Origin of the sequence: Paraburkholderia sp. IMGN_8 (assembly GCF_038050405.1) — a bacterium.
In the GTDB taxonomy this organism is placed as follows: Bacteria; Pseudomonadota; Gammaproteobacteria; order Burkholderiales; family Burkholderiaceae; genus Paraburkholderia.
The window spans coordinates 2,965,384-2,990,384 of sequence record NZ_CP150900.1 but is presented as its reverse complement, the minus strand read 5'-3'; the positions used below and the strand labels follow the sequence as shown (position 1 = coordinate 2,990,384).

General features: G+C 63.7%; 22 protein-coding genes. 20 read left to right on the top strand and 2 right to left on the bottom strand.

Annotated features, from left to right (window positions below; translation table 11 throughout):
- Positions 1-459 precede the first annotated feature (459 nt).
- From WN982_RS13745 to astE, 18 genes are all read left to right on the top strand, one after another.
- A complete protein-coding gene (locus tag WN982_RS13745; protein ID WP_341312533.1) occupies positions 460-1,539 on the top strand; it encodes an LLM class flavin-dependent oxidoreductase in 1,080 nt (359 codons plus the stop codon).
- An 11-nt stretch (positions 1,540-1,550) separates the two neighbouring features.
- Entirely contained in the window at positions 1,551-2,387 is an 837-nt protein-coding gene (locus WN982_RS13740; protein ID WP_341312532.1) for a class II aldolase/adducin family protein, read from the top strand.
- A 165-nt stretch (positions 2,388-2,552) separates the two neighbouring features.
- Positions 2,553-3,455 carry an ABC transporter substrate-binding protein gene (locus tag WN982_RS13735; RefSeq protein ID WP_341312531.1) on the top strand — a complete coding sequence of 301 codons (903 nt, stop codon included), beginning with the start codon at positions 2,553-2,555 and terminating at the stop codon, positions 3,453-3,455.
- 40 nt (positions 3,456-3,495) lie between these two features.
- Positions 3,496-4,104 carry a cysteine dioxygenase gene (locus WN982_RS13730; protein WP_341312530.1) on the top strand — a complete coding sequence of 203 codons (609 nt, stop codon included), beginning with the start codon at positions 3,496-3,498 and terminating at the stop codon, positions 4,102-4,104.
- Complete coding sequence (locus WN982_RS13725; RefSeq protein ID WP_341312529.1) at positions 4,101-5,702, top strand: rhodanese-related sulfurtransferase; 1,602 nt, start codon at positions 4,101-4,103, stop codon at positions 5,700-5,702. The genes WN982_RS13730 and WN982_RS13725 overlap by 4 nt, the downstream gene beginning before the upstream one ends.
- A 162-nt stretch (positions 5,703-5,864) precedes the next feature.
- Positions 5,865-7,055, top strand: coding sequence for an acyl-CoA dehydrogenase family protein (locus WN982_RS13720; protein ID WP_341312528.1), 1,191 nt, complete (start codon positions 5,865-5,867; stop codon positions 7,053-7,055).
- A 538-nt stretch (positions 7,056-7,593) separates the two neighbouring features.
- Positions 7,594-8,145, top strand: a complete 552-nt coding sequence (locus WN982_RS13715) for a hypothetical protein (RefSeq protein ID WP_341312527.1) — start codon at positions 7,594-7,596, stop codon at positions 8,143-8,145.
- 20 nt (positions 8,146-8,165) lie between these two features.
- Positions 8,166-9,119, top strand: a complete 954-nt coding sequence (locus WN982_RS13710) for a patatin-like phospholipase family protein (RefSeq protein ID WP_341312526.1) — start codon at positions 8,166-8,168, stop codon at positions 9,117-9,119.
- Positions 9,120-10,288: 1,169 nt separating this feature from the next.
- A complete protein-coding gene (gene hisQ / locus WN982_RS13705) occupies positions 10,289-10,978 on the top strand; it encodes a histidine ABC transporter permease HisQ (protein ID WP_341312525.1) in 690 nt (229 codons plus the stop codon).
- Between the two features lie 6 nt (positions 10,979-10,984).
- Positions 10,985-11,698: an ABC transporter permease gene (locus WN982_RS13700; RefSeq protein ID WP_341312524.1), complete on the top strand. Its 714-nt coding sequence runs from the start codon at positions 10,985-10,987 to the stop codon at positions 11,696-11,698.
- Positions 11,699-11,787: 89 nt separating this feature from the next.
- Complete coding sequence (locus WN982_RS13695; RefSeq protein ID WP_341312523.1) at positions 11,788-12,579, top strand: ABC transporter ATP-binding protein; 792 nt, start codon at positions 11,788-11,790, stop codon at positions 12,577-12,579.
- 36 nt (positions 12,580-12,615) lie between these two features.
- Positions 12,616-13,665: a GlxA family transcriptional regulator gene (locus WN982_RS13690; RefSeq protein WP_341312522.1), complete on the top strand. Its 1,050-nt coding sequence runs from the start codon at positions 12,616-12,618 to the stop codon at positions 13,663-13,665.
- 165 nt (positions 13,666-13,830) lie between these two features.
- Positions 13,831-15,066, top strand: a complete 1,236-nt coding sequence (locus WN982_RS13685; RefSeq protein WP_341312521.1) for an aspartate aminotransferase family protein — start codon at positions 13,831-13,833, stop codon at positions 15,064-15,066.
- A gap of 28 nt (positions 15,067-15,094) precedes the next feature.
- Complete coding sequence (gene aruF, locus WN982_RS13680; protein WP_341312520.1) at positions 15,095-16,153, top strand: arginine/ornithine succinyltransferase subunit alpha; 1,059 nt, start codon at positions 15,095-15,097, stop codon at positions 16,151-16,153.
- Complete coding sequence (gene astA / locus WN982_RS13675; protein ID WP_341312519.1) at positions 16,150-17,181, top strand: arginine N-succinyltransferase; 1,032 nt, start codon at positions 16,150-16,152, stop codon at positions 17,179-17,181. Before aruF ends, astA begins: the two co-directional genes overlap by 4 nt.
- Before the next feature lie 2 nt (positions 17,182-17,183).
- The gene (astD, locus tag WN982_RS13670) at positions 17,184-18,647 is read left to right on the top strand and encodes a succinylglutamate-semialdehyde dehydrogenase (protein ID WP_341312518.1); all 1,464 of its coding nucleotides are present in this window, start codon (positions 17,184-17,186) and stop codon (positions 18,645-18,647) included.
- 9 nt (positions 18,648-18,656) lie between these two features.
- Positions 18,657-19,997, top strand: coding sequence for an N-succinylarginine dihydrolase (gene astB, locus WN982_RS13665; protein WP_341312517.1), 1,341 nt, complete (start codon positions 18,657-18,659; stop codon positions 19,995-19,997).
- Positions 19,981-21,042 carry a succinylglutamate desuccinylase gene (astE, locus tag WN982_RS13660; protein ID WP_341312516.1) on the top strand — a complete coding sequence of 354 codons (1,062 nt, stop codon included), beginning with the start codon at positions 19,981-19,983 and terminating at the stop codon, positions 21,040-21,042. Before astB ends, astE begins: the two co-directional genes overlap by 17 nt.
- Positions 21,043-21,113: 71 nt before the next feature.
- Here astE and gstA read toward each other — a convergent pair whose 3' ends face one another.
- Complete coding sequence (gstA, locus tag WN982_RS13655) at positions 21,114-21,734, bottom strand: glutathione transferase GstA (RefSeq protein ID WP_341312515.1); 621 nt, start codon at positions 21,732-21,734, stop codon at positions 21,114-21,116.
- A gap of 126 nt (positions 21,735-21,860) precedes the next feature.
- Here gstA and WN982_RS13650 point away from each other — a divergent pair, with 126 nt between their 5' ends.
- Together WN982_RS13650 and WN982_RS13645 are read left to right on the top strand one after the other, a co-directional pair.
- Positions 21,861-22,769, top strand: a complete 909-nt coding sequence (locus WN982_RS13650) for a LysR family transcriptional regulator (RefSeq protein ID WP_341312514.1) — start codon at positions 21,861-21,863, stop codon at positions 22,767-22,769.
- Between the two features lie 257 nt (positions 22,770-23,026).
- Positions 23,027-23,821: an ABC transporter substrate-binding protein gene (locus tag WN982_RS13645; RefSeq protein WP_341312513.1), complete on the top strand. Its 795-nt coding sequence runs from the start codon at positions 23,027-23,029 to the stop codon at positions 23,819-23,821.
- 166 nt (positions 23,822-23,987) lie between these two features.
- Here WN982_RS13645 and WN982_RS13640 read toward each other — a convergent pair whose 3' ends face one another.
- Complete coding sequence (locus tag WN982_RS13640; protein WP_341312512.1) at positions 23,988-24,725, bottom strand: acetoacetate decarboxylase; 738 nt, start codon at positions 24,723-24,725, stop codon at positions 23,988-23,990.
- Positions 24,726-25,001: the final 276 nt, after the last annotated feature.

Here is a 25,001-nt window from a genome sequence, read left to right as displayed (position 1 = left end):
TGGGAAGTACCGCGACGGCGCGCGCAGCGCCGCCGGAAGTATGACTGCCTTGTCACAAGCGCGGAGTGTGCGAGAACACCGATTCCAGATGCTCCACTACCTCCTCCAAGCCAGGGGACCCGCTTAAAAATTAGCGGTGTGAAGCCGCTTTCTTTGCTTACTTTCTTTGCGGCGGCAAAGAAAGTAAGTGCCTGCCCCGCACAGGGGCGACGCTAATAAACCACTAAGAAATCAAGGAAAGGCAAACGCCGCAGGCACACAGACATAAGCGCCGCGCAGGCAAAAAAAACGAAAAATCAATACATGCAAAACCGATATAGATATGGCTGATCAATATTTAACAACCGCATGTAGCGCTGCTACCTTAACCCCTCGAGCAGAGCAGCACCCGCAGCAGTAAAAGCGAACAAAAGAAAGCCACCGCCCCGCTGGGCAAAAAACCCCCTGGGAGCCACAAAAGTGTCAATCGAATTCATCGGCATGATCCAGACCCGCAAGGTGTCTGAAACCCACGCGCCACAAGGCCCGAGCATCGACATCAACTACATTGAACAATTCGCCCGCGCGCACGAGACAGCGGGCTTCAACCGCATCCTCGTGCCGCATCATTCGACGAGCCCCGACGCGCTCCTGACAGTAGCGCACGCCGCCAGCGTCACAGAAAAAATCCATTTCATGCTGGCCCATCGCCCCGGCTTCGTGGCGCCGACCCTCGCCGCGCGCCAGCTGGCAACACTCGATCACTATTCAGGCGGCCGCCTGGCAGTCCACATCATCTCCGGCGGCGACGACGCCGAACAACGCCGCGATGGCGACTACCTCTCGCATGACGAACGCTACGCCCGCACCGACGAATACCTGCACATCCTGCGCCGTATCTGGACCGAAGATAAACCCTTCGATCACGCGGGCCAGTACTACCGCTTCGAACAAGGCTTCTCCGAAGTGAAGCCGGTCCAGCAACCGCATATCCCCGTGTACTTCGGCGGCGCCTCGGCGCCCGCGCTCGAAATCGCCGGCCGTCACGCGGATGTCTACGCGCTTTGGGGCGAATCGAAGGCGCAAGTGCGCGAACAGGTCACCCGCGTGCGCGCCGAAGCCGCCAGGCACGGCCGTACAGTGCGCTTCTCGGTGTCGTTCAGGCCCATTCTCGCCGCCACCGAAGCCGCCGCCTGGGAACGCGCTGATCACATACTCGAAGAAACCCGCCGGCTGCGCGCGGCTCAAGGGCTCGGCGTCGGCGGGCCGGCACAAAGCGAAGGCGCGCGGCGTCTGCTGGCGGCGTCCGGTGAATCGGATCGCGTCGATGAACGTCTGTGGACCGGCATCGCCAAGGAAATCGGCGGGCGCTCGAATTCGACCGCTCTCGTCGGCACGCCCGAACAGGTCGCCGATACGCTCGCCGAGTATTACGCGCTCGGCGTGTCGACCTTCCTCGTGCGCGGTTTCGATCCGCTCGAAGACGCCATCGACTACGGCCGCGAATTGATTCCAGCCACCCGCGAACGGATCGCGCGCGTCGAGCGCGTGGCCGCCTGAACGGAGCCCCAATGACCGATCTGTCTGTCGCCGTCCTCAAAAACACGCCTGCGGGCAAGGCACCGACGCTCCAGCGCCACGAACCCATACGCAAATTCTGGTTCGACGACGTGCCGCCGCGCGAAAGCATCGCGGATGAACGCCGCCATCGGCAAGAACGCCTCGCAGTGGCGTTTCGTCTGTTCGCGCGCTACGGCTTCGATCAGGGGCTCGCCGGTCATATCACCGCGCGCGATCCGGAATGGTCCGATCATTTCTGGGTCAATCCGTTCGGCAAGCACTTCAGCCGCATCCGCGTGTCCGATCTGCTGCTGGTGAATGCGCAGGGCGAGATCGTCATCGGCGAGGGTCCTGTGAATCAGGCGGCCTTCGCGATTCATGCGGCGATTCATGAGGCGCGTCCCGATGTGGTCGCGGCGGCGCACACGCATTCGCTCTACGGCAAAGCGTGGTCGTCACTCGGCCGCACACTCGATCCGCTGACGCAGGACTCCTGCGCGTTTTATCAGGACCACGCGCTGTTCGACGATTTCCGCGGTGTCGTGCTCGATACCGATGAAGGCGCGCGCATCGCGGCGGCGCTGGGCGTTCGTCGCGCGGTGATCCTGAAGAATCACGGCATCCTTACCGCTGGTCCGGGCGTCGAGGCCGCCGCGTGGTGGTACATCGCGCTCGATAACGCCTGCCACGCGCAATTGCTCGCCGAAGCCGCCGGCACGCCGCAAGCGATTCCACACGATGTCGCGACGCTCACGCACGAGCAGATGGGCCGCCCAGGCGGCGCACTGTTTGCGTTCGAGAGCCTGCTGGAAGGGCTTGTCGAAGCCGAGCCCGACGTACTGACCTGAGCGCCTCCCAACATGACCCAACGTTTCGACCCGCCGGTTTCGCTCCGGCGCCGCCGGCTTATGTCCGCGTTGCCGGCCGCGGCAACCATGGCACTCCTCGGCGCAAGCACGAGCCTGGTTCCAGCAGCAGCGCGAGCCGCGTCTGCCGCAACCGGGAACAACGACTTGCACCTCGACCTCAGCAAAGTCCGTCTGCGTGTCGCGACTTACAAAGGCGGCGATGCCACGCTGCTCAAAACGGCCGGCCTCGCGGATACGCCTTACACGATCGACTGGTCCGAATTCCAGTCCGGCAACGCGATGATCGAAGCGATGAACGGCGGCTCGCTCGATATCGCCTCGGGCAGCGAGATTCCGCCGATCTTCGCGCGACTGCAAAACGCCCAGGTGCGCGTGATCGCCGTCTACAAGGACGACGTCAACAACCAGGTCGTGCTGGTGCCGAAGGGCTCGACGATCCGTTCGATTGCCGATCTGAAGGGTAAGCGCGTCGGCTATCTGCGCGCGACCACCACGCATTACTACCTGCTGCGCATGCTCGAAGAAGCAGGGCTGTCGTTTAGCGATATCCAGGCGACCTCGCTCGCGCCGCGCGACGGTTTTGCCGCCTTCAATGCCGGTTCGCTCGATGCATGGGCGATCTACGGCTACAACGTGCCGCTCGCGATCTCGCAAGCCGGCGCGCGCGTGTTGAAAAACGCCAACGGTTATCTGTCCGGCAATTACCTGTACTACGGACATCCTGCGGTGCTGGCCGACCCGCAACGGCGCGCCGCTTCCGCGGATCTGCTGGTGCGGCTGCAACGCGCCTGCACGTGGTTCGGCCAGCATCAGGACGCGTACGCAAAGGTGTTGTCCACTGAACTGCGCGTGCCGGAAGAAGCAATTCTGTCCTTGTATCGCAACCAGAGCCAGGCGCGCCGCATCACCGGCGTCACGGCGGCGGACATCGCGAGCGAGCAGCAGGTTGCCGATACCTTCGCGCGCGCGGCGGTGATCGATCGGCGCGTCGATGTCGCGCTGCTGTGGACCGACACCTTCAACGCCGCGCTCGCCCACGGCACCTGAGCCGGCTCCCCGATTTCTGTCACCCCTCCTTGAGCTTTCGATGACCCAAGCCTTAAGAACGGACCGGCTGCGCGCGTTCGTCGGCCGGATCGCGTCCCTTGTCGACGACGCCGTGCTCGAAGCGCAACTCCTCGAAGCCGGCGGCGCGCATCTGCGCGAGCTGATCGCCCACGACGACTGGTTGCCCGACGCCTTCGCGCAGCCCGATCCCGAGCGCTATCAGCAATTCCTGCTGTACGCGGATGCACGGCAGCGTTTCTCGGTCGTCAGCTTTGTCTGGGGACCGGGGCAAGCGACACCGGTGCACGATCACACCGTATGGGGTTTGATCGGGGTGCTGCGTGGCGCGGAAATTGCACAGGATTATCGCGTCGCACCAGGCGGCACCTTAGTCGAGGAGGGCGCGCCGCGGCGTCTGGACGCCGGCGCCGTGGATGCCGTGTCGCCGCGCATCGGCGATATTCATCGTGTCAGTAATGCTTTTGGCGACCTTACGTCGATCAGCATTCACGTGTACGGTGCAAATATCGGCGCGGTGACGCGCTCGGTTTATCCGGCAAGCGGCGGCCGTAAGAATTTCATCTCGGGCTACTCGAACGACGTGTTGCCCAATATCTGGAATGTTTCGAAGGAGTTCCCGATCCCATGAGTTTCGCTACAGAGTTCCGTACCCTTTCATTCAAGGACGTGCGCCGCGCGCTGCTGGAGCGCCAGGAAATCGCGCTCGTCGACGTACGCGAGGAAGATCCGCACGCGCGCAGTCATCCGCTCTTTGCGGCGAACCTGCCGCTGTCGCGGCTCGAACTGGAAGCGCCGCTGCGTCTGCCGCGTCTCGCGGTGCCGATCGTCGTGTTCGATGACGGCGAAGGTCTCGCCGAACGCGCCGCGCGCCGTTTGAGCGAGCTGGGCTATACCGGGGTCGGCTTGCTCGAAGGCGGTCTGCAAGGCTGGCGTAAGGCCGGCGGTGAGCTGTTCCAGGACGTCAACGCGCCGAGCAAGGCGTTCGGCGAACTGGTCGAAAGCGAGCGGCATACGCCGTCGCTCGAAGCGCCGCAAGTGCAGGCGCTGCTCGACCGCGAAGCCGACGCGGTGGTGCTCGACGCGCGCCGCTTCGACGAGTACCAGACCATGAACATCCCCGGCAGTATCAGCGTGCCGGGCGCGGAACTGGTGCTGCGCGCACGGCAGCTGGCGCCGAATCCCGCCACGCGCATCATCGTCAATTGCGCGGGGCGCACCCGCAGCATCATCGGCGCGCAGTCGCTGATCAACGCGGGCGTGCCCAATCCGGTCGCGGCGCTGCGCAACGGCACGATCGGCTGGACGCTCGCCGGTCAGCCGCTCGCGCACGGCAGTTCGCGCCGCTTCGATCCGAATATCGACGACGAAGTTCGTCTGGCCGCCGCCGACGCTGCGCGCAAGGTGGCGGATCGCGCGAAAGTGGGCCGCACGTCGCGTGACGAAGCGCGCCGCTGGGCCGACGAAGCGGTACGCACCGTCTATCGTTTCGACGTGCGTACGCCGGAAGAATACGAAGCGGGCCACGTGCCCGGTTTTCGCAGCGCGCCCGGCGGTCAGCTCGTGCAGGAAACCGACATGTTCGCGCCGGTGCGCGGCGCGCGCGTGATCCTCGCGGACAACGACGGCGTGCGCGCGAACATGAGCGCATCGTGGCTCGCGCAGATGAACGTCGAGGTGTACGTGGTGGACGGCCTGGGCGCCGCCGACTTCAGTGAACGGGGCGCGGCGCCCGCTGCACGGTATGCGCCCACACCGCCGGACGCCGATGAGATTTCGCCCGCCGGGCTGGCGACGCTGCTGCAGGCGCCCGGCACCGTCGTGCTCGATTTCACGACGAGCGCGAACTACGTGAAGCGTCATATTCCGGGTGCGTGGTACGTGATTCGCGCGCAACTCCATGACGCCGTGCGCAAGCTGCCCGACGCGCAACGCTATGTGGTGACTTGTGGCAGCAGTCTGCTGGCGCGCTTTGCAGCGCCGGAACTGGCCGCGTTGACCGGCAAGCCGGTGCAGGTGCTGAGCGGCGGCACGAACGCGTGGATCGAAGCGGGCTTGCCGGTCGAAAGCGGCGAGACGCGGCTGGCTTCGCCGCGCATCGACCGTTACCGGCGTCCGTATGAAGGTACCGACAACGCGCGCGAAGCGATGAACGCGTATCTGGAGTGGGAATACGGTCTCGTCGCGCAACTCGGCCGCGACGGCACGCACGGTTTTCATGTGATCTGACGTGACGGCTTATTGAAGCGAGTGTCGTGTGCGGCTCAGGCCGCGCGCTACGCGCGGGCGTCCTTGAATTGCCGTTCGATCGCCGCGCCGAATCGTTCGACGTGCGCGCGAGCTTCGATCGCAGTTTCCCTCTGCCGTAACACGGCGTGCCGGAGTTCTCGCATGAATGCCACGATTGCCGAAAGCGCGGTGACGCGCCGTCATCCGCCGCTCGATAGCGATGCGTTCGACGCGCTGCTCGCGCAACTCACCACCGGGTTTGCCGCGAGCGCAGCGCACTACGACCGCACTGCCGAATTTCCGCACGCCAATCTGGCGCGTTTGCACGAGTTCGATCTGCTCTCGTTGACGGTGCCCGTGTCGCTCGGCGGCGCGGGCGCCAGCTTGCCGCAGGCGTTGAAGGTCATACGTGCGGTGGCGCGCGGCGAGCCGTCCACGGCGCTGGTGCTGGTGATGCAGTACCTGTTTCATCAGCGCTTGCAGGGCAATCCGCATTGGCCCGTCGAACTGCGCGAACGCGTCGCGCGTGAAGCGGTGCGCGACGGCGCGCTGATCAACGCGTTGCGCGTCGAACCCGAACTCGGCACGCCGGCGCGCGGCGGCTTGCCGTCGACCATCGCGAAGCGCAGTGGTGACGGCTGGCGTATCGATGGCAGCAAGCTGTATTCGACCGGCAGTCCCGGTCTCACATGGCTCGCGGTGTGGGCACGCAGCGACGAGACGCCGCCGCGCGTCGGCGTGTGGCTGGTGCATCGCGATACGCCGGGCGTGCGGGTCGGCAGCGAGTGGAATCACCTCGGTATGCGCGCCACCGGCAGTCATGAACTGGTATTCGACAACGTGTTTGTGCCAGCCGCGCATGCGGTCGATGTGCATCCGCCGGGGGAGCCCGGCGCCGGGCTCGATCCGCTCGGCTTCGCGTGGATGAGCGTGCTGTTGCCGGCGGTCTACGACGGCGTTGCGCGGGCCGCGCGCGACTGGTTCGCGCAGTGGGCCGCGAACCGCACACCCGGCAATCTCGGCGCGCCGCTCGCGAGCCTGCCGGCGTTCGCGCAGACGCTCGGCCGGATCGACGCGCTGCTGTTCAACAATCGCGTGCTGCTCGACGCGGGCGCGCGCGGCCAACACGTGACGCTCGACGAAGCGCCGCTCGTCAAATACATGGTGACGAATCAATCGATCGAAGCAGTGCAGTTGGCCGTCGAGGCGAGTGGCAATCCCGGCTTGAGCCGCGACAATCCGCTCGAGCGCCACTATCGCGATGTGCTGTGCGCGCGGATTCATACGCCGCAGAACGATTTCGTGCTGCTGGGCGCGGGGCGGGCGGGTTTCGCCGCGTTTTCGACCGTGTGAGGATGCACGACTCGGCGCGGCGTGGGGCCTGTGCCGCTCAGCCAGAAATCATCTGCCAATTCGGTGTAAACGCGCTCTCGTCTAAGTTCGTCAATGCGTTTAGATTGGCTGCACCTAGAAGGCTTATCGAGGGACCAGGGCGGCCAAACAAGCAGCGGTCTGCCATTCCGGCGATGGCGTAAGGTCGGAGATCAAAGGTCTCTCACCGCTTCGCCGGGAACCAGGCCGCTGCGCGTCGTCCGCGGTGCTTCGCTTCGGGCGGCTTTTCTGCCGCCCCCACCGTTCGGTGACCGTACCGACCGGCCTGGCGACGCTTTGCACAGCGTCGCCTTTTTGCTTCTGGGCCGTATTTCCTGCGGCTTTTCCCCTCGCGTTTTCCTCTGCCTAGCCCACTCGCAGCAAACCGCGCCGCAAGGAGACTGACAGCCTCCTTGCGGGCGGCGCTCGCGGTTTTGCCTGCACGCGGTTATCCTGTAGTACACACTACACAACGGGATGCGTGCGCGTTACGCGTCCGCATTCGTACAGGAAACTTGCTGTGAGCCTCAAACTGCTTACCGTCGCCATGCTGAGCGCGTGCGTTGCGCTGGCCGGCTGCGACGACCAACAGAGCGACCGCGCCGTGCAAAAACTCAAGGAATTTTTCAACGCCGTCAAACCGGACGCATTACTGCTCAAGAACATGACGCCCGGCGTCACGAGCGAAGCGCAAGTCCGCGACCAGATGGGCAAGCCCGAAACCGAACGGACGTTTACCGACGGCTCGAAGCGCCTCGAATATCCGCGCGGTCCGCAAGGGCTGAACACCTACATGGTCGACATCGACAGCGACGGCAAACTGCAAGCCATCACACAGGTGCTCACCGCCGCCAACTTCGCGAAGATTCGCATCGGCATGACCGAGGACGAAGTGCGCCGCCTGCTCGGCAAGCCGGGCGAAGTCGCCGTGTTTCCGTTGAAGCCGGAAACCGTGTGGAGCTGGAAGTGGCGCGAGGGCGGTGTGACGGAAGAGGGCATTTTCAACGTCCACTTCGACGAGTTTCACAAGGTGTACACCACATCGCGCTCGGACGTGGTGCGCGGGCGATAGGCAAGAAAAGGCAGGGAAAAATGATACATCGACGTCGATACAGCCGTATCGGGCTGGTGTTGGGTGGGGGCGCCGCGCGCGGCTGGGCGCATATCGGCGCGATTCGCGCGTTGCAAGACGCGGGCATCAAGCCGGATGTGGTGTGCGGCACATCGATCGGGGCGCTGGTCGGCGCGGTGTATGCGAACGGCGATCTCGACTGGCTTGAAGAATGGGTTTCGCGGCTCACGTGGCAAACGGTGGTGCGTCTGCTCGATCTGCGTCTGTCGGGCGGCTTGCTAGGCGGGCGTAAAGTGATCCAGTTATTCGCGGACAAATTCGACGGCCGCTCGATTGCGCAGTTGAACATGCCGTTCGCGGCGGTTGCTACTGAACTCGATACGGGCCGCGAAAGCTGGTTGCAGGACGGCAGCGTGGTGGATGCCGTGCGCGCGTCGATTGCGATTCCCGGGATTTTCACGCCGGTTTGGCACAACGGCGTGTGGCTGGTGGACGGCGGCTTGAGCAATCCGGTGCCGGTCTCGGTGGCGCGCGGCATGCGGGCGGACTGCGTGATCGCTGTCGATCTGAACAACGATATTCTGAACGGCCGCGATTTTGGCGGCGCGGTGGTCGATACGCCCGCGATTGATCCGACAGCGCCGCCGCCTGTCGCATTACGGCGTAATGGCAAGCCTTGGCCACGGTGGCTTGCACCGGCTGAGGCACGCGGTGTCGACGATGTTCGGGTGCCGCCTGCGCCGAGCACGCGCGTGCCTTCGATGCTTAGCTCGATCGCGCAGAGCATCGATATCATGCAAGTGCGGATTACGCGGAGTCGTCTTGCCGGCGAACCGGCGGATATTTTGATTCAACCGCGGTTGGGGGGGATGGGGATTTTTGATTTTCATCGGGCCGCGCCGGCGATTGAAGAGGGCCGTGCGGCGGTGGAATATATGTTGCCGGCTATTCGGGCTCGGCTCGGGATTGATTAGGTTTTTTTGCCTTTAGCGGCGGCATGGTGGTTGTGCTTACAGCGGTGGCCTTTCCTTGATTTGTTAGTGGTCTATTAGCGTCGCCCCTGTGCGGGGCAGGCACTTACTTTCTTTGCCGCCGCAAAGAAAGTAAGCAAAGAAAGCGGCTTCACACCGCTAACTCTTAAGCGGGTCCCCTGGCTTGGAGGAGGCAGTGGAGCATCTGGAATCGGCGCTCTCGCACATTCCGCGTGAGTGACAAGGCAGTCATCCTTCCGGCGGCGCTGCGCGCGCCGTAGCGGTACTTCACAAAACCGTCAGGCGCTTTCGTGCCGGCGGTTATCAGGAGTAACGGCTTGTCTTCGCTGCGCCAGCGGCGTTCCTGCGGTTGTTCAAGCGTAAGGGATTGCCTTTGCTCAACTCGCGTAACTCGCGGCTGCATTTCGTTCGGCAAAGCGGCCCGCACTTCCACCATTCAGCACCTCGCCGAGGCGCAGCCAATGGCTCCCAATGCGCACAAACGAAGCCACGGGTTTCCCATGCAGACCGTTCCGGCGAGCACGCAGTGCGAGGCGGGAAGGATGATGCCGAAGGCGCACACGCCCCATCGGTGTTGGGAAGTACCGCCACGGCGCGCGCAGCGCCGCCGGAAGTATGACTGCCTTGTCACCAGGGTTGAATGTGCGAGAGCACCGATTCCAGATGCTCCACTACCTCCTCCAAGCCAGGGGACCCGCTTAAGAATTAGCGGTGTGAAGCCGCTTTCTTTGCTTACTTTCTTTGCGGCGGCAAAGAAAGTAAGTGCCTGCCCCGCACAGGGGCGACGCTAATAGACCACTAAGAAATCAAGGAAAGGCCAACGCCGCAGGCAAACAGACAACAAGCGCCGCGTAGGCAAACCACAGTCGCGCCTCAATCCGTCTATCGAAAAAGCGACCCGAAACTTGCTAAATCGCGGCAGCCCGCGCCGCAAACGAGCCGGCTTACAAACCCATATCCCCCGCAAAACCAAGCCCCAGGAGCCTCCAGCGGCACCAAACCGCGTCATGTTGCAATGCAACAAACCTCCGCCCCTCTATTTGAGCAATTAATTTTCGCTTGCGAGACTCCGCGCCATGTCGGACGAGTCGGGCAAGGAAAGCAGCCGGCGCCGTCCGTGACATCCTCAATAAACCTGGATGGAGACGCGTGTGTTCCTTTACGGCTTTGGTCCGGTGTTGCTGGCCGGCACGATCCAGACGATCGAGCTGTCCGTCCTGTCGCTGGCAGCCTCCGTGCTGCTCGGCCTCGCGGGCGCGGCGGCGAAACTCTCGTTCAACCGCCCGCTGCGGGCAATCGCGACCGGCTATACGACGCTGATCCGCTCGGTGCCCGATCTGGTCCTGATGCTGCTGCTGTTCTACAGCATCCAGATCGCGGTCAACAATCTGACCGATGCGCTCAATCTGCCGCAGTTCGATATCGATCCGTTCGTGGCCGGCGTGCTGACGCTCGGCTTCATCTACGGCGCGTATTTCACCGAGACCTTCCGCGGTGCGTTTCTCGCGGTGCCGCGCGGTCAGCTCGAAGCGGGCAGCGCGTATGGCATGAGCGGCGTGCGCGTGTTCACGCGCATCCTGTTTCCGCAGATGATGCGCTTCGCGCTGCCCGGCATCGGCAACAACTGGCAGGTGCTGGTGAAGGCCACCGCGCTGGTGTCGATCATCGGTCTCGCTGATGTCGTCAAGGCCGCGCAGGATGCCGGCAAGAGCACCTTCAACATGTTCTTCTTCATTCTGGTCGCCGCACTGATCTATCTGGCGATCACCACTGCATCGAATCTCGTGCTGATCTGGCTCGAACGGCGTTATTCGATTGGCGTGCGGCACGCGGAGCTCTGACAGACCATGATCGACATCCTCAACCAATTCTGGCGCGCGTTCCTGTACTGGGACGGTCAGCGTATTTCCGGTCTCGCGGTGACGTTGTGGCTGCTGGTGACGTCGATCGGGATCGGCTTCGTGATGGCGATTCCGCTGGCGGTCGCGCGGGTCTCAAAGAAGCGCTGGCTGTCGACGCCGGTGCGTATTTACACCTACGTGTTTCGCGGCACGCCGCTGTACGTGCAACTGCTGCTCATCTACACCGGCATGTACAGCCTCGAATTCGTGCGCTCGCATCAACTGCTGGACGCGTTTTTCCGCAGCGGTTTTCACTGCGCGATTCTCGCCTTTGCACTGAACACCTGCGCGTACACCACCGAGATTTTCGCCGGCGCGATCCGTTCGACCTCGCACGGCGAAGTGGAAGCGGCGCGGGCCTACGGCATGAGCTGGTTCACGATGTACCGGCGCATTGTGATACCGTCCGCGCTGCGCCGGGCGCTGCCGTTGTACAGTAACGAAGTGATCCTGATGCTGCACGCCACCACGGTCGCGTTCACGGCCACAGTACCGGACATCCTGAAGGTGGCGCGCGATGCGAATTCGGCCACGTATCAGTCGTTCAACGCGTTCGGCCTCGCGGCGCTAATTTACCTGGTGGTGTCGTTCGCGCTGGTGGCTTTGTTCCGGCGCGCCGAGCGTCACTGGCTCGGGTATCTGGCGGTACGTACGCATTGACACGCATCGAGCGGGCGTGTTGGCATTGAGCGGCGCGTCTGACTCGCGCCGTCACGAAGATTGATCTGTATTTTCACTGGGAGAGCATCTTGCTCCACACGACTCAAACCGAAGCTTGCAAGCTCGCCGTTCAAGACATCCACAAGCGCTATGGCGACAACGAAGTGCTCAAGGGCGTATCGCTGAACGCGAACAAAGGCGACGTGATCAGCATCATCGGCGCGAGCGGGTCGGGCAAGAGCACGTTCCTGCGCTGCATCAATTTTCTGGAGCGGCCGAACGCCGGGCAAATCGTCGTCGACGGCGAAGCGGTGAAGACGAAAACCGACCGCGCCGGCAATCTCGAAGTCGCCGATCACAAGCAGTTGCAACGCATCCGCACGAAACTCGCGATGGTGTTCCAGCACTTCAACTTGTGGGCGCACATGAATGTGATCGAGAACATCGTCGAAGCGCCGATTCATGTGCTCGGCATATCGCGTCGCGAAGCCGAAGATCGCGCGCGCGAGTATCTCGAGAAAGTCGGTCTCGCGCCGCGTCTGGAAAAACAGTATCCGTCGCATCTGTCGGGCGGTCAGCAGCAGCGGGTGGCGATTGCCCGCGCGCTGGCGATGAACCCGGACGTGATGCTGTTCGACGAGCCGACTTCCGCGCTCGATCCCGAACTGGTCGGCGAAGTGCTGAAGGTGATGCAGAAGCTTGCCGAAGAAGGCCGCACGATGATCGTCGTCACGCACGAAATGGGTTTCGCGCGCAACGTGTCGAACCATGTGATGTTCCTGCATCAGGGCCGCACCGAAGAAGAGGGCTTGCCCGCCGAGGTGCTGACCACGCCGCGCAGCGAACGGCTCAAGCAGTTCCTGTCCGGCAGTCTGAAGTAACGCGTGGCTCGCGCTTCCGCGTTTCTCTAATAGGCGATGGCTCGCACGTCCAGCCCCGCACGCACCACTCAGGTTGCAATCGTCGCATTGCCGCCTGTGTCGATGTCGGGCGTCGGGCCCATTGTCGACGCGCTCAATCTCGCCAACGAAATAGACGGCCGCGCGCTGTACCGCGTGCAGGTGTGCTCGTGGGACGGCCGCGCGGTGCCGCTCTCGGGCGGCGCGCAATGGCCGGCCGATGCCGCATTCGGCGACGCGATCTCGTGCGACTGGCTGATCATCGTCAGCGAGCGGTTTCAGCAATTCGCCGATTACCGCCTGTTTCTGGCGAGTTTGTCGCGCGTCGGGCAGCGCACGCCGCTCGTCACCGGCATTCACCACGGCGTCTGGTGGCTGGCGATGGCGGGGCAGTTGTCCGGCTATCGCGTGAGCGTCAACTGGGAAACCTATCAGCAGTTCTCCGAGCAGTTCGAGCGCTCGATCGTCACCCAACAGATCTTCGAAATCGACCGTGATCGCGCGACGTGCGCGGGCGGCCAGGCAACGGTCGACTTCATGCTGGCGATGATCGGCCGCGATCACGGCCCTGAACTGGCGGACCGGATCGCCGATACGCTCGGCGTAGGCGTGTTGCGCGCGGGCGAGGAGCGTCAGCGGATTCCGTTCGTGACCGCGCCGGGCGAGCGCCATCCGCGGTTGAACGATGCGCTGCTGCTGATGGAGGCGAATATCGAAGATCCGCTCACCACTGATGAAATCGCCGGTCTGGTCGGCGTCTCGCGGCGGCAGTTGGAGCGCCTGTTTCGCCAGTACCTCGGCTCGATGCCGTCTAAATACTACCTGGGGCTGCGGCTTTCGAAGGCCCGCACGCAATTGCAGCGCACCAGCAAATCGGTGGTGCAGATCAGTCTTGCTTGCGGATTTTCGTCGGCGGCGCACTTTTCAAATGCGTATCGCGAACGCTTTGGTGTCACACCGCGCGAGGATCGTCGTAACTGGATCGACAAGCAGACCGGCGCGACGGGCGCCGCGGCGAGCGAGCCGCGGCCCGGCGCGTTGATCGAGCGGCCCGATCAAACCGGGTAATCCGGACAAGCAGACGAAATAGGCAAGCGGATAGACGGCCGAATCAGCGCCTCACACCGCATGCCCGCCCGGAAGCTCATAGAAAGCGTCGCGTATGCGCAAGACGTATCGCGTGCGGTTTCCTACACTACGTGTATTACCTCTCACCTGTAACGAGGATTTGCCATGAACGACCTGACTGTGACACGCCAGACCTTCGACGAAGTCATGGTGCCGGTGTTTTCGCCCGCCGCCTTCGTACCGGATCGCGGTCTCGGTTCGCGCGTCTGGGATACGCAGGGCCGCGACTATATCGACTTCGCCGGCGGTATCGCCGTCACCGCGCTCGGTCATGCGCATCCTGAGCTGCTGAAAGTGCTGCACGAGCAGGGCAGCAAGATGTGGCACATCGGTAACGGCTACACCAACGAGCCGGTGCTGCGTCTCGCCAGGCGCCTCGAAGACCTGACCTTCGCCGACCGCGCGTTCTTCGCCAACTCGGGCGCGGAAGCCAACGAAGCGGCGCTGAAGCTGGCGCGCCGCGTCGCGTTCGAGCGTCATGGCGCGGACAAATACGAAATCATCTCGTTCACGCAGTCGTTCCATGGCCGCACGTTCTTCACCGTGAGCGTGGGCGGCCAGCCGAAGTATTCGGAAGGCTTCGGCCCGGTGCCAGCCGGCATCACCCATCTGCCGTACAACGATATCGGAGCCGCGAAGAACGCGATCGGCGCGCAAACCTGCGCAGTGATCGTCGAGCCGATCCAGGGCGAGGGCGGCGTGATCCCGGCCGATCCGGCCTTCCTGCTCGCCTTGCGCGAAGCCTGCGACCAGCACGGCGCACTGCTGATTTTTGACGAGGTACAAACGGGTGTGGGCCGCAGCGGCCATTTCTACGCGTACCAGGACACGGGCGTCACGCCGGATATCCTGACCACCGCGAAGGCGCTCGGCAACGGTTTCCCGATCGGCGCGATGCTGACCACCAAAGAACTGGCCGCCCACTTCAAGGTCGGCGTGCACGGCACGACGTATGGCGGTAATCCGCTCGCGTCGGCCATCGCGGAGAAGGTGGTCGAGCTGGTCAGCGATCCGAGGCTGCTGGAAGGCGTGCACTCGCGCAGCGACGCGCTGAAGGGGCAACTTGCAAAGCTCAACGAGCGCTTCGGCATCTTCAAGGAAGTGCGCGGCAAGGGTCTTTTGATCGGTGCGGAATTGACCGACGCGTTCAAGGGCCGTGCGAAGGACTTCGTCACGGCGGCCGGCAATCACGGCGTGATCATGCTGATGGCAGGTCCGGACGTGTTGCGCTTTGTGCCGTCGCTGATCATTCCGCTCGACGACATGTATGAAGGCTTTGCGCGTCTGGCGAAGGCGATCGACGAAGTGGTCGGCGCAACCGTTGAAGCCCCGGCTCGTTAATCAGGCGTCACATTCAACAGGAACGACGATGCTCTTCGTACGCCCCGGCCGCCTCGCCGATCTCGATGCGCTCGAACACATGGCGCGCACCGCGCAACCGGTGCTGCATTCGTTGCCGCACGACCGGCGTGCGCTCGAAGCGCGCGTCGCGTTGTCGGAAGACTCGTTTCGCGCGGACGTCGATTTTCCGGGCGAAGAATTCTATCTGTTCGTGCTCGAGGATGCGGAAAGCGGCAAGCTGATGGGCACGGCGAGCATCGTCGCCGCGGCCGGTTATTCAGACCCGTTCTACGCGTTTCGCAACGACGCGCTGATTCATGCGTCGCGCGAGTTGCACGTGAACCGCAAGATTCACGCGCTGACCATGTCGCATGAATTGACCGGCAAGAGCCGCCTTGCCGGCTACTACATCGATCCTTCGCTGCGTGGCGATGCAGCCGCACATCTGATGTCGCGGGCGCGGATGATGTACATCGCCGCCAATCGCAAGCGCTTCACGCCCGAGGTGTTCTCGCTGCTGCTCGGCGTGACCGACGATGCGGGCGTGTCGCCGTTCTGGGAAGCGGTGGGGCGCAAGTTCTTCGGCCGCGACTTCGCCGACATCGAAATCGAATCGGGTGGCCGCAGCCGCACCTTTATCGCCGAAGTGATGCCGACCTATCCGATCTACGTGCCGCTGCTGCCCGAAGCGGCGCAACGCGTGCTCGGAGAACCGGATTCGAAGGCGCTGCTCGCGTATGAGATCCACCTGGAAGAAGGCTTCGAGACCGATCGCTTTATCGACATTTTCGATGCGGGTCCGGTGCTGACCGCGCAAGTGGATCGCAGCGCGTGTGTGACGCGCAATGAAACGCGTGTGGTGCACGAGGCCGGTGCAGTGGCGGCCGGCTCGACGTATCTGATCGCGCATAACGGTGCCGACGGCGAATTCCGCTGCGTGCTGGGCGAGCTATCCGCGGGCAAGGAAGCCGGCGCGCCGTTGCCGCAAGCGGCGCGGGCCGCGCTCGGCGTGCAGGAGGGCGACGCGGTGCGCTGCGTGCCGCTGCACCAGCCGTATCAGGAAGAATCTTCGGGAGACGCACAATGATCGTCGTTCGCGTTGTGCAACGAGGCGATGTGGACGCGCTGATGGCGCTCGCCCAGGAGACCGGGCCCGGTCTCACCACCTTCAAGCCGGATCGCGAGGCACTCGCGGCACGCGTCGAACGCGCGCGCCGCACGATGGAAGACAAAGCCGCGCCGCACGAAGCGGGTTACTTCTTCGTGATGGAAGACACCGAGACCGGCGACGTGGCCGGCGTATGCGGCATTGAAACCGCGGTGGGTTTGCAGCAGCCGTTCTACAACTATCGCGTCAGCACAGTGGTGCACGCGAGCCAGGATCTCGGCATCTGGACGCGCATGCGCGCGCTGAACATCTCGCACGATCTGACCGGCTACGCCGAAGTGTGCTCGCTGTTTCTGAGCCCGCGTTACCGGACGAGCGGCGTCGGCGGTTTGCTGTCGCGTTCGCGCTTCATGTTTCTCGCGCAGTTTCGCGAGCGCTTTCCGCAGCGTATCTGCGCGGAATTGCGCGGCCATTTCGACGCGGACGGCACTTCGCCGTTCTGGCGCGCGGTCGGCTCGCATTTCTACCAGATCGATTTCAACGCGGCGGATTATCTGAGCTCGCACGGCCGCAAGGCGTTTCTCGCCGAGCTGATGCCGCGCTATCCGGTGTATGTCGAGTTGTTGCCGGAAGAGGCGCAGCAATGCGTCGGCCTCACGCATAGCGACACGATTCCGGCGCGCCGCATGCTCGAAGCGGAAGGGCTGCGCTACGAGAACCACGTCGATATTTTCGATGCGGGTCCGGTCCTCGAATGCCATATCGCCGACTTGCGTACCGTGCGCGAAAGCGTGGTGGTGCCGGTCGAGATCGGCGTGTCGAATGCGCCGGCCGATGGGCCGAAATCGATGGTGTCGAATACGTCGCTGGGCGATTTTCGCGTTGGCGTGGTAGCGGGCGTGCCGGAAAACGGCGTGTTCCTGCTGAGCCCCGCGGAAGCAGCCGCACTCGATGTGAAGGCAGGCGACCCGGTGCGGGTGCTGCTGCAGAAACACAAACAAGGATGATCATGAGCGAGCTTTTCATCGACGGCGAATGGGCCGCCGGCACAGGACCCGCATTCGCGTCGCGCAACCCGGGTACGGGCGCGACGGTTTGGGAAGGCAATAGCGCGTCGGCGGACGACGTCGATCGGGCGGTGCGCAGCGCCCGCCGCGCGTTCGCGACGTGGTCGGCATTGAGCCTCGACGAGCGTTGTGCCGTGGTGCGCCGCTTCGCTGCGCTCGTGACCGAACGCAAGGAAGCGCTGGCCGAAGCGATCGGCCGCGAGACCGGCAAGCCGCTGTGGGAAGCGCGCACGGAAGCCGCGTCGATGGCGGCGAAGGTCGAGATTTCGATTCAGGCGTACAACGAGCGCACCGGCGAAAAGCGTTCGGCGATGGCGGACGGCACCGCCGTGCTGCGGCATCGTCCGCATGGCGTGGTCGCGGTGTTCGGGCCGTATAACTTCCCTGGGCATTTGCCGAACGGGCATATCGTGCCGGCGTTGATCGCCGGTAACGCCGTGGTGTTCAAGCCGTCGGAGCTGGCACCGGGCGTGGCCGCTGTCACCGTGCAGATCTGGCGCGATGCGGGCTTGCCCGCGGGCGTGCTGAACCTCGTGCAAGGCGAGAAAGAGACCGGCATTGCGCTCGCGAATCATCGGCAGATCGACGGCTTGTTCTTCACCGGCAGTTCGGATACGGGCACGTTGCTGCACAAGCAGTTCGGCGGTCGTCCGGAAATCGTGCTGGCGTTGGAGATGGGCGGCAACAATCCGCTCGTGATCGGGCCGGTAGCCGATCTCGACGCGGCCGTGCATCACACGATCCAGTCGGCGTTTCTGTCGGCGGGGCAGCGCTGCACCTGCGCACGGCGCATTTTCGTGCCGAACGATGCGTTCGGCGATCGCTTTATCGAACGCCTCACCGAGGTCACGTCGCGCATCAGCGTCGGCGAATACAACGCCGATCCGCAGCCGTTCATGGGCGCGGTGATCTCGGCGCACGCTGCTTCGCGTCTGGTCGCGGCGCAAGAGCGCTTGCTTGCCGACGGCGCGAAATCGTTGCTGACGATGGAGCAGCGCGATCCGGCACTCGGTTTCGTCACGCCGGCCATTCTCGACGTGACCGCCGTGCGCGATCTGCCGGACGAAGAGCACTTCGGACCCTTGGCGCAAATCATCCGCTACGGCACCTTCGACGAAGCGATCGAACGCGCCAACGACACCGAGTTCGGCCTGTCCGCCGGCTTGCTGGCCGACGACGAAGCACTGTGGACGCATTTCCAGCGCACCATCCGCGCGGGCATCGTCAACTGGAACCGGCCGACCAACGGTGCGTCGTCGGGCGCGCCGTTCGGCGGTCCGGGGCGTTCGGGCAATCACCGGCCGAGCGCGTACTACGCCGCCGACTACTGCGCGTATCCGATGGCTTCCGTCGAAAGCGCGCAACTGCAAATGCCCGCGAGCGTCTCGCCGGGCCTTCAATTCTGAGGATCGACGATGCAAGCCACTGAAGCCAATTTCGACGGCCTGGTCGGCCCGACCCACAACTACGCCGGGCTCTCGTTCGGCAACGTCGCGTCGCAGAACAACGAGAAGTCGATTGCGAATCCGAAAGCGGCGGCCAAACAAGGCCTGCGCAAGATGAAGCAGTTGGCCGACCTCGGCTTTCATCAAGGCGTGTTGCCGCCGCAGGAACGTCCGTCGATGCGCCTGTTGCGCGAACTCGGCTTTTCCGGCGACGACGCGACGGTGATCGCGCGCGTCGCTAAAGACGCGCCCGAGTTGCTGGCCGCCGCGAGTTCCGCGTCGGCGATGTGGACGGCGAATGCCGCGACCGTCAGCCCCTCGTCCGATACGCACGACGGCCGCGTGCACTTCACACCGGCTAATCTGTGCAGCAAGCTGCATCGCGCGATCGAGCATGAATCCACGCGCCGCACGTTGCGTACGATCTTCAGCGATGCCGGCCGGTTCGCGGTACACGAGGCCTTGCCCGGCACGCCCGCGCTCGGCGACGAAGGCGCGGCGAACCACACGCGTTTTTGCGCGGAATACGGCACACGTGGTGTCGAATTCTTCGTGTACGGCCGCAGCGAATATCGCCGCGGACCGGAGCCGAAGCGTTTCCCGGCACGGCAAACCTTCGAAGCGAGCCGCGCGGTCGCGCACCGTCACGGTCTCGAAGAAGCGGCCACCGTGTACGCACAGCAAAACCCGGAGGTGATCGACGCGGGCGTGTTCCATAACGACGTGATCGCGGTCGGCAATCGCAACACGCTGTTCTGCCATCAGCAGGCGTTCGTCGAGCAGAGCGCTGTATACGACGAACTGCGCACCAAGCTCTCGGGGCTGAAGGCCGAGTTCAACGTGATCGAAGTGCCGGACGCGCAAGTGAGCGTGTCCGATGCCGTCACGTCGTATCTGTTCAACAGCCAGTTGCTGACGCGCCCGGACGGCAAGCAGGTGCTGGTGGTGCCGCAGGAATGCCGCGAGAACGCACGCGTGGCCGCGTATCTGGACAATCTGACATCGCACACCGGCCCGATCGACGACGTGCTCGTGTTCGATCTGCGTGAAAGCATGAAGAACGGCGGCGGTCCGGCCTGTTTGCGTTTGCGCGTTGTGCTGAACGATGCGGAGCGCGCGGCGGTGACGCCGGGCGTGTGGATCAACGACAACCTGTTCGGCCGCCTCGATACGTGGATCGAAAAGCATTATCGCGACCGTCTCGCGCCGGCCGATCTGACCGATCCGCAATTGCTCGCCGAGTCGCGCACCGCGCTCGACGAACTGACGCAGATTCTCGGTTTGGGTTCGCTGTATGACTTCCAGCGCTGAGCGAGGCATGCCGGCTTCGATGCTCGACGATTTCCTCGCGTACACGTTGGCGGGCAAGCAGCCCGCCGCGCATGACGCAGAAGGCGCGTGCGCGAACGGCGTGCGTTGGCGCTGGCTCGCTGACGGGGTTCTGCAAATGGAACCCGCGTCGCAGGAAGAGGGCACACGCAGCGTGCTCGCATCTGCCGGGGTGCATGGCGATGAGACCGCGCCGATCGAGCTGCTGTCGTATCTCGTGCGCGATATCGCTCAAGGCGACGCTGCGCTGACTTGCCGCTTGCTGGTGATTTTCGGCAACGTCGACGCGATGCGCGACGCGTGCCGTTATCGCGACGACGACCTGAACCGCCTCTTCAGCGGACGTCATGCGCAGATGCCGCAAAGTCACGAAGCACCGCGCGCCGCGGCGTTGGAACGCGCGGCGACGCAGTTCTTCGCCGAGGCATCGGCTGAACGCGGCGCGCGTTGGCATATCGACATGCACACGGCGATCCGCGCCTCCGCGTTCGAGCGGTTTGCGCTGTTGCCGCACACGGGCATGCCGTTTTCGCGCGCGATGTTCGAGTGGCTCGGCGAGGCGCGCATCAGCGCGGTACTGCTCCACACGACCAAGGGCCATACGTTTTCGCATTTCACCGCGCAAGCGTGCGGCGCCGAGGCGTGTACGCTGGAACTCGGCAAAGTGCGGCCGTTCGGCCAGAACGATCTGACACGGTTTGCGGGTGCGGATGAAGCACTGCGTCATCTGCTGGCCGGTACCAGCGGTATAAAGGGTGGTGCGAAGGCGGCGCTGCCGCGTGCATTCACTGTGATCGATCAGATCACCAAGCAAAGCGACGCATTCGAACTGCGGATAGAAGCCGACGTGCCGAACTTCACGCCGTTCGTGAAGGATACGGTGCTTGCCTGTGATGGCGACTACCGCTATGTCGTGCGTCGCGACGAAGAACGCATCGTGTTCCCGAACGCGACGGTCAAGCCGGGCTTGCGCGCTGGCTTGATGGTGGTCGAGACGACCCAGGACACGCTGTCCAGACTCGTGTAGTCGCGCCGCATAGCGTCAGACGTTGCGCGTCTTGACGCGCAACGTCTCACACCATGCGCGCGTCGTGCAGCTTAAGCCGCGTTCGCCTTCGCTAGTCCCTCCGCCGCCATCGCTTCACGCACCTTCGGCCGCGCCGCGACGCGCTCCAGATACGCGCTCAGATGCGGATACGCGCTCAAATCCACCGACAGCATCCGCGCCCAGCTCAACACCGTGAACGCGTACGCATCGGCGACCGAGTACTGTCCGATCAGATAATCGCGTTCAGTCAGCACGCGATCGAGTTCGCTGAATCGCGTGGCGAGTTTCGCGCGGCATTCGGACTTCGTCGATTCCGCTGTCTCCTGATGCCAGAGCCACGGGCTGAACGTCTTGTGCAATTCCGAGCTGATGTAGGTGAGCCATTCGACTGCTGCGAGCCGTTGCGGCGATCCGGCGGGTGGCAACAAGACATACTCCGGCGCGAGATCGGCGATGTATTGCAGCAGCGCGGCGCCTTCGGTGTGGCGTGAGCCGTCGGCGAACTCGACGAGAGGCACATAGCCGCGCGGTGAGATCGCGTAGTAATCGTCGCCGTTGGCGAGCTTGTGCGTTTGCAGGTTGACCTTGATGGTTTCGAAGTCGAGCTCCGCTTCGCGCAATGCAATGTGAACGGCCAGCGAGCAGGCGCCCGGCGAGTAATAGAGTTTCATGGTGTCACCGCTATAAACGAGAGTGAAATCCCGGCAGGTGCCGGTGGCAAGGCTCGTCGGCCGACAAGTCGATGTGGTAAAAGTAGCCCGGATCGCGTTCCGATTAAACAGGCGGCTTGCCAAACCATGCATGCAAAAACGCAATACGAACTGACTTCGGCGGATACCCAGACCATCCTTGCGCTGGTGCGTGCCGGCACGCTGGCGGAAGCGGCGCAGCGCCTGGGCATCGACGCATCGACGATTTTTCGCGCCGTGCAGCGGATCGAACGCGGACTCGGGCAGCGTCTGTTCGAACGCTCGCGCAGCGGTTATCGCGCGACGCCGCTCGGCGCACAACTGGCGCGCCACGCCGAGCGCATCGAAAGCGAACTGGCGGCGGCGCGCTCGACGGTGCAGGCGAGCAGCGACCGCGTGTCCGGCAATGTTCACGTGACGACCACCGATACCGTGCTGTACGGCCTTGTGCTGCCCGCACTGCACGATTTCGCGGCGTTGCACCCCGCGTTGTCGTTCGAGCTGAGCGCCACCAACAGCCTTGCGAGCCTGACCAAACGCGATGCCGATATCGCCGTGCGCGCCACGCGCCGCGCGCCGGATCATCTGGTCGGCAAACATGTGGGCCCGCTGCGTATCGCGGTGTTTGCCGCGAAGGGGAGTGGCATCCACGCGAGCGATGCCGATGCGCTGTCACGCTGCGACTGGGCGGCGCCGGACAGCTCGCTCGGCGATCATCCGTCGGTCCTGTGGCGCAAGCGCCATTGCCCGACTGTCGAGCCGCGCTACAGGACCAATAGCGTGATGGCGGTGTTCGAACTGGTGGTGCGTGGCTTCGGCGTCGGTATCTTTCCGACCTTCCTCGCGCGCGGCCGCGACGATCTCGTGCAATTGACCTCGCCGCTCGACGAAGCCGAATCGCAGGTCTGGGTGCTCGCGCATCCGGAATCGCGTCATTTGCCGCATGTCGCGGCGGTCTATACGCATCTGTCGCAGCGGCTCGGCGGCGATGTCGCGGCCAGTGACGGCGCGGTCTGACGCGCATCTGGACGCTGGTTTGTTTGCCTGAACGCGACACGAAATTGCACCTTTATGTGCGCCGTGCCGGCTTCGCCGAACGAGGCACACGCGCGCGCACCCGCCAGGCATGCGCTGCGAAGCCTGTACAATCGCGCCCTCGCGGCTGTTGCGCTGCACCACACCGGCCGCACGAGTTTGAATCGCAATTTTGGCGCGGCAATCATGCCTGCCGGATTCGGCTCCGTCTTATTCAATACCGTAGAGGAACACCCGTAATGAAGATGAATTGGCGAAACACGGCTGCGCTCGCGCTGTTCGCGGCGGCAACGGTGGCGGCAGGCGCCGCGTCGGCAGCGGATATCAAGGAAGTGCGCTTCGGCGTCGAGGCGTCGTACGCGCCCTTCGAATCGAAGTCGGCGTCCGGCGAGCTGCAAGGTTTCGATATCGATGTTGGTAACGCCGTGTGCGCGAAGCTTAAGGCGAAATGCGTGTGGGTCGAGAATTCGTTCGACGGCCTGATTCCGGCACTGCAGGCACGCAAGTTCAACGCGATCAACTCGGACATGACGATCACCGAGCAGCGCCGTCAGGCGGTCGACTTCACCGATCCGATCTACACGATCCCGAATCAGATGATTGCGAAGAAGGGCAGCGGCCTGCTGCCGACGCCGGCTTCGCTCAAGGGCAAGCACGTCGGCGTGCTGCAAGGCACGATTCAGGAAGCCTACGCGAAGGCGCGCTGGGCGCCGGCCGGCGTCGACGTCGTGCCGTATCAGACGCAGGACCAGATCTACGCCGACCTCGCATCGGGCCGCCTCGATGCCGCGTTCCAGGACGCGGAAGCTGCGTCGAAGGGCTTTCTGAAGAAGCCGCAAGGCGCCGGCTTTGAATTCGCCGGTCCGGCCGTCTCCGACGAAAAACTGCTCGGCGCGGGCGTGGGCTATGGCATCCGCAAGGGCGACAAGGCACTGAAGGATGCGCTGAATCAGGCGCTCAAGGAACTGAAGGCGGACGGCACGATTGACCGCTTCGCCGCGAAGTACTTCGACGTGAAGGTCGTGTTGAAGTAAATCGTTGGTTGCGTTATCCGCTGTATGCAAACCGGCCGCCTGCGCGGCCGGTTTGCATTTCGGCTGTCATCTGATCTGTTTGGCCAAGTAAATAAAAAACGGCCGCTTGCGGCCGTTGTCCGGATGGCTCGGCACGCTGCCATGCCGAATGCGTCGCCGGCTAAAACTACCTCAGATAATCGAACACGACTTCGCCAAGGCCGAGCGTCAGGTCGGCAATCAGATGCCGCGCCTCGACGACTTCGAGCACCGGCAATTCGGCGACCGGCGCCAGTGCGTGCGGCGCCAGTTCGAGCGCGGCCGGGCCGGTCCATGCGCCTTTCAGGTCGATGTCTTGCAGGTAGTAGCGCACCAGTTCGCAAATGCGCGGCGTGCCGTCCACGTGCGGAATCACCTTCAACAGGAAGTTCGGCGCTTCCAGGCGTTTTTTCTGCTGCGCCAGATTGAGCTGCCGATGCTTGTAGCCCATTGTGCCGGTGGCGATGCGCACCGGGCCGTAGTCGAGCGTGCCGACCAGCGTGTCCGTGTGTACCTCGAGCACCGGCTTGGCGAGCTTCTTCGGAAACCCCCACAACTCGCGGCCACCGGCAATGGGCGGGTGGTCGTCCAGATACATCGCCAGCGTGTAGCCACCCGCAACACCGTTGTACGACACCGGAATCACCTGGCCGCTTTCCGTGTAGTCGCCGAAACCGGTCGAATCCGGCATGCGAATGAATTCGTAATGTACCAATGGCTCGCCGATTTCCAGCGGCTCGGGCACGACGGCCCGCAGTTTGTCCGGATCGGTGCGGTAGGTGATGATCAGAAATTCCCGATCGGTGAACCGATACGGGCCCATCGGAAACGCCGGGCTCGTGATCGGCATCGCGAAGGCATTTGAAAGCACGCTTTTGACGTCCATGGTTTTCCTTGGTGGTTAAAGACCGGGGTAGCACAGGTGGAACGCTTTTGCATTGCACAACAGTATCGTCGATTCCTTCCCGGCTTTCAGCGAGGCCGGCACGCAATTATTTCGAGATATTGCTGCATCGCCGTGTCCGCGCGCGGCGGCCTGAGCTAAAATCGCCGGGCGCCCGTAGCCGGCGCCGCGCGGTGCCGCGAGCCTCGGAAATTTGGGCGCGCCGTCAGCGGAAATCAAAATACAGCAGCAAGCGCCAGGGCGGCGCTCAGCGGGGAT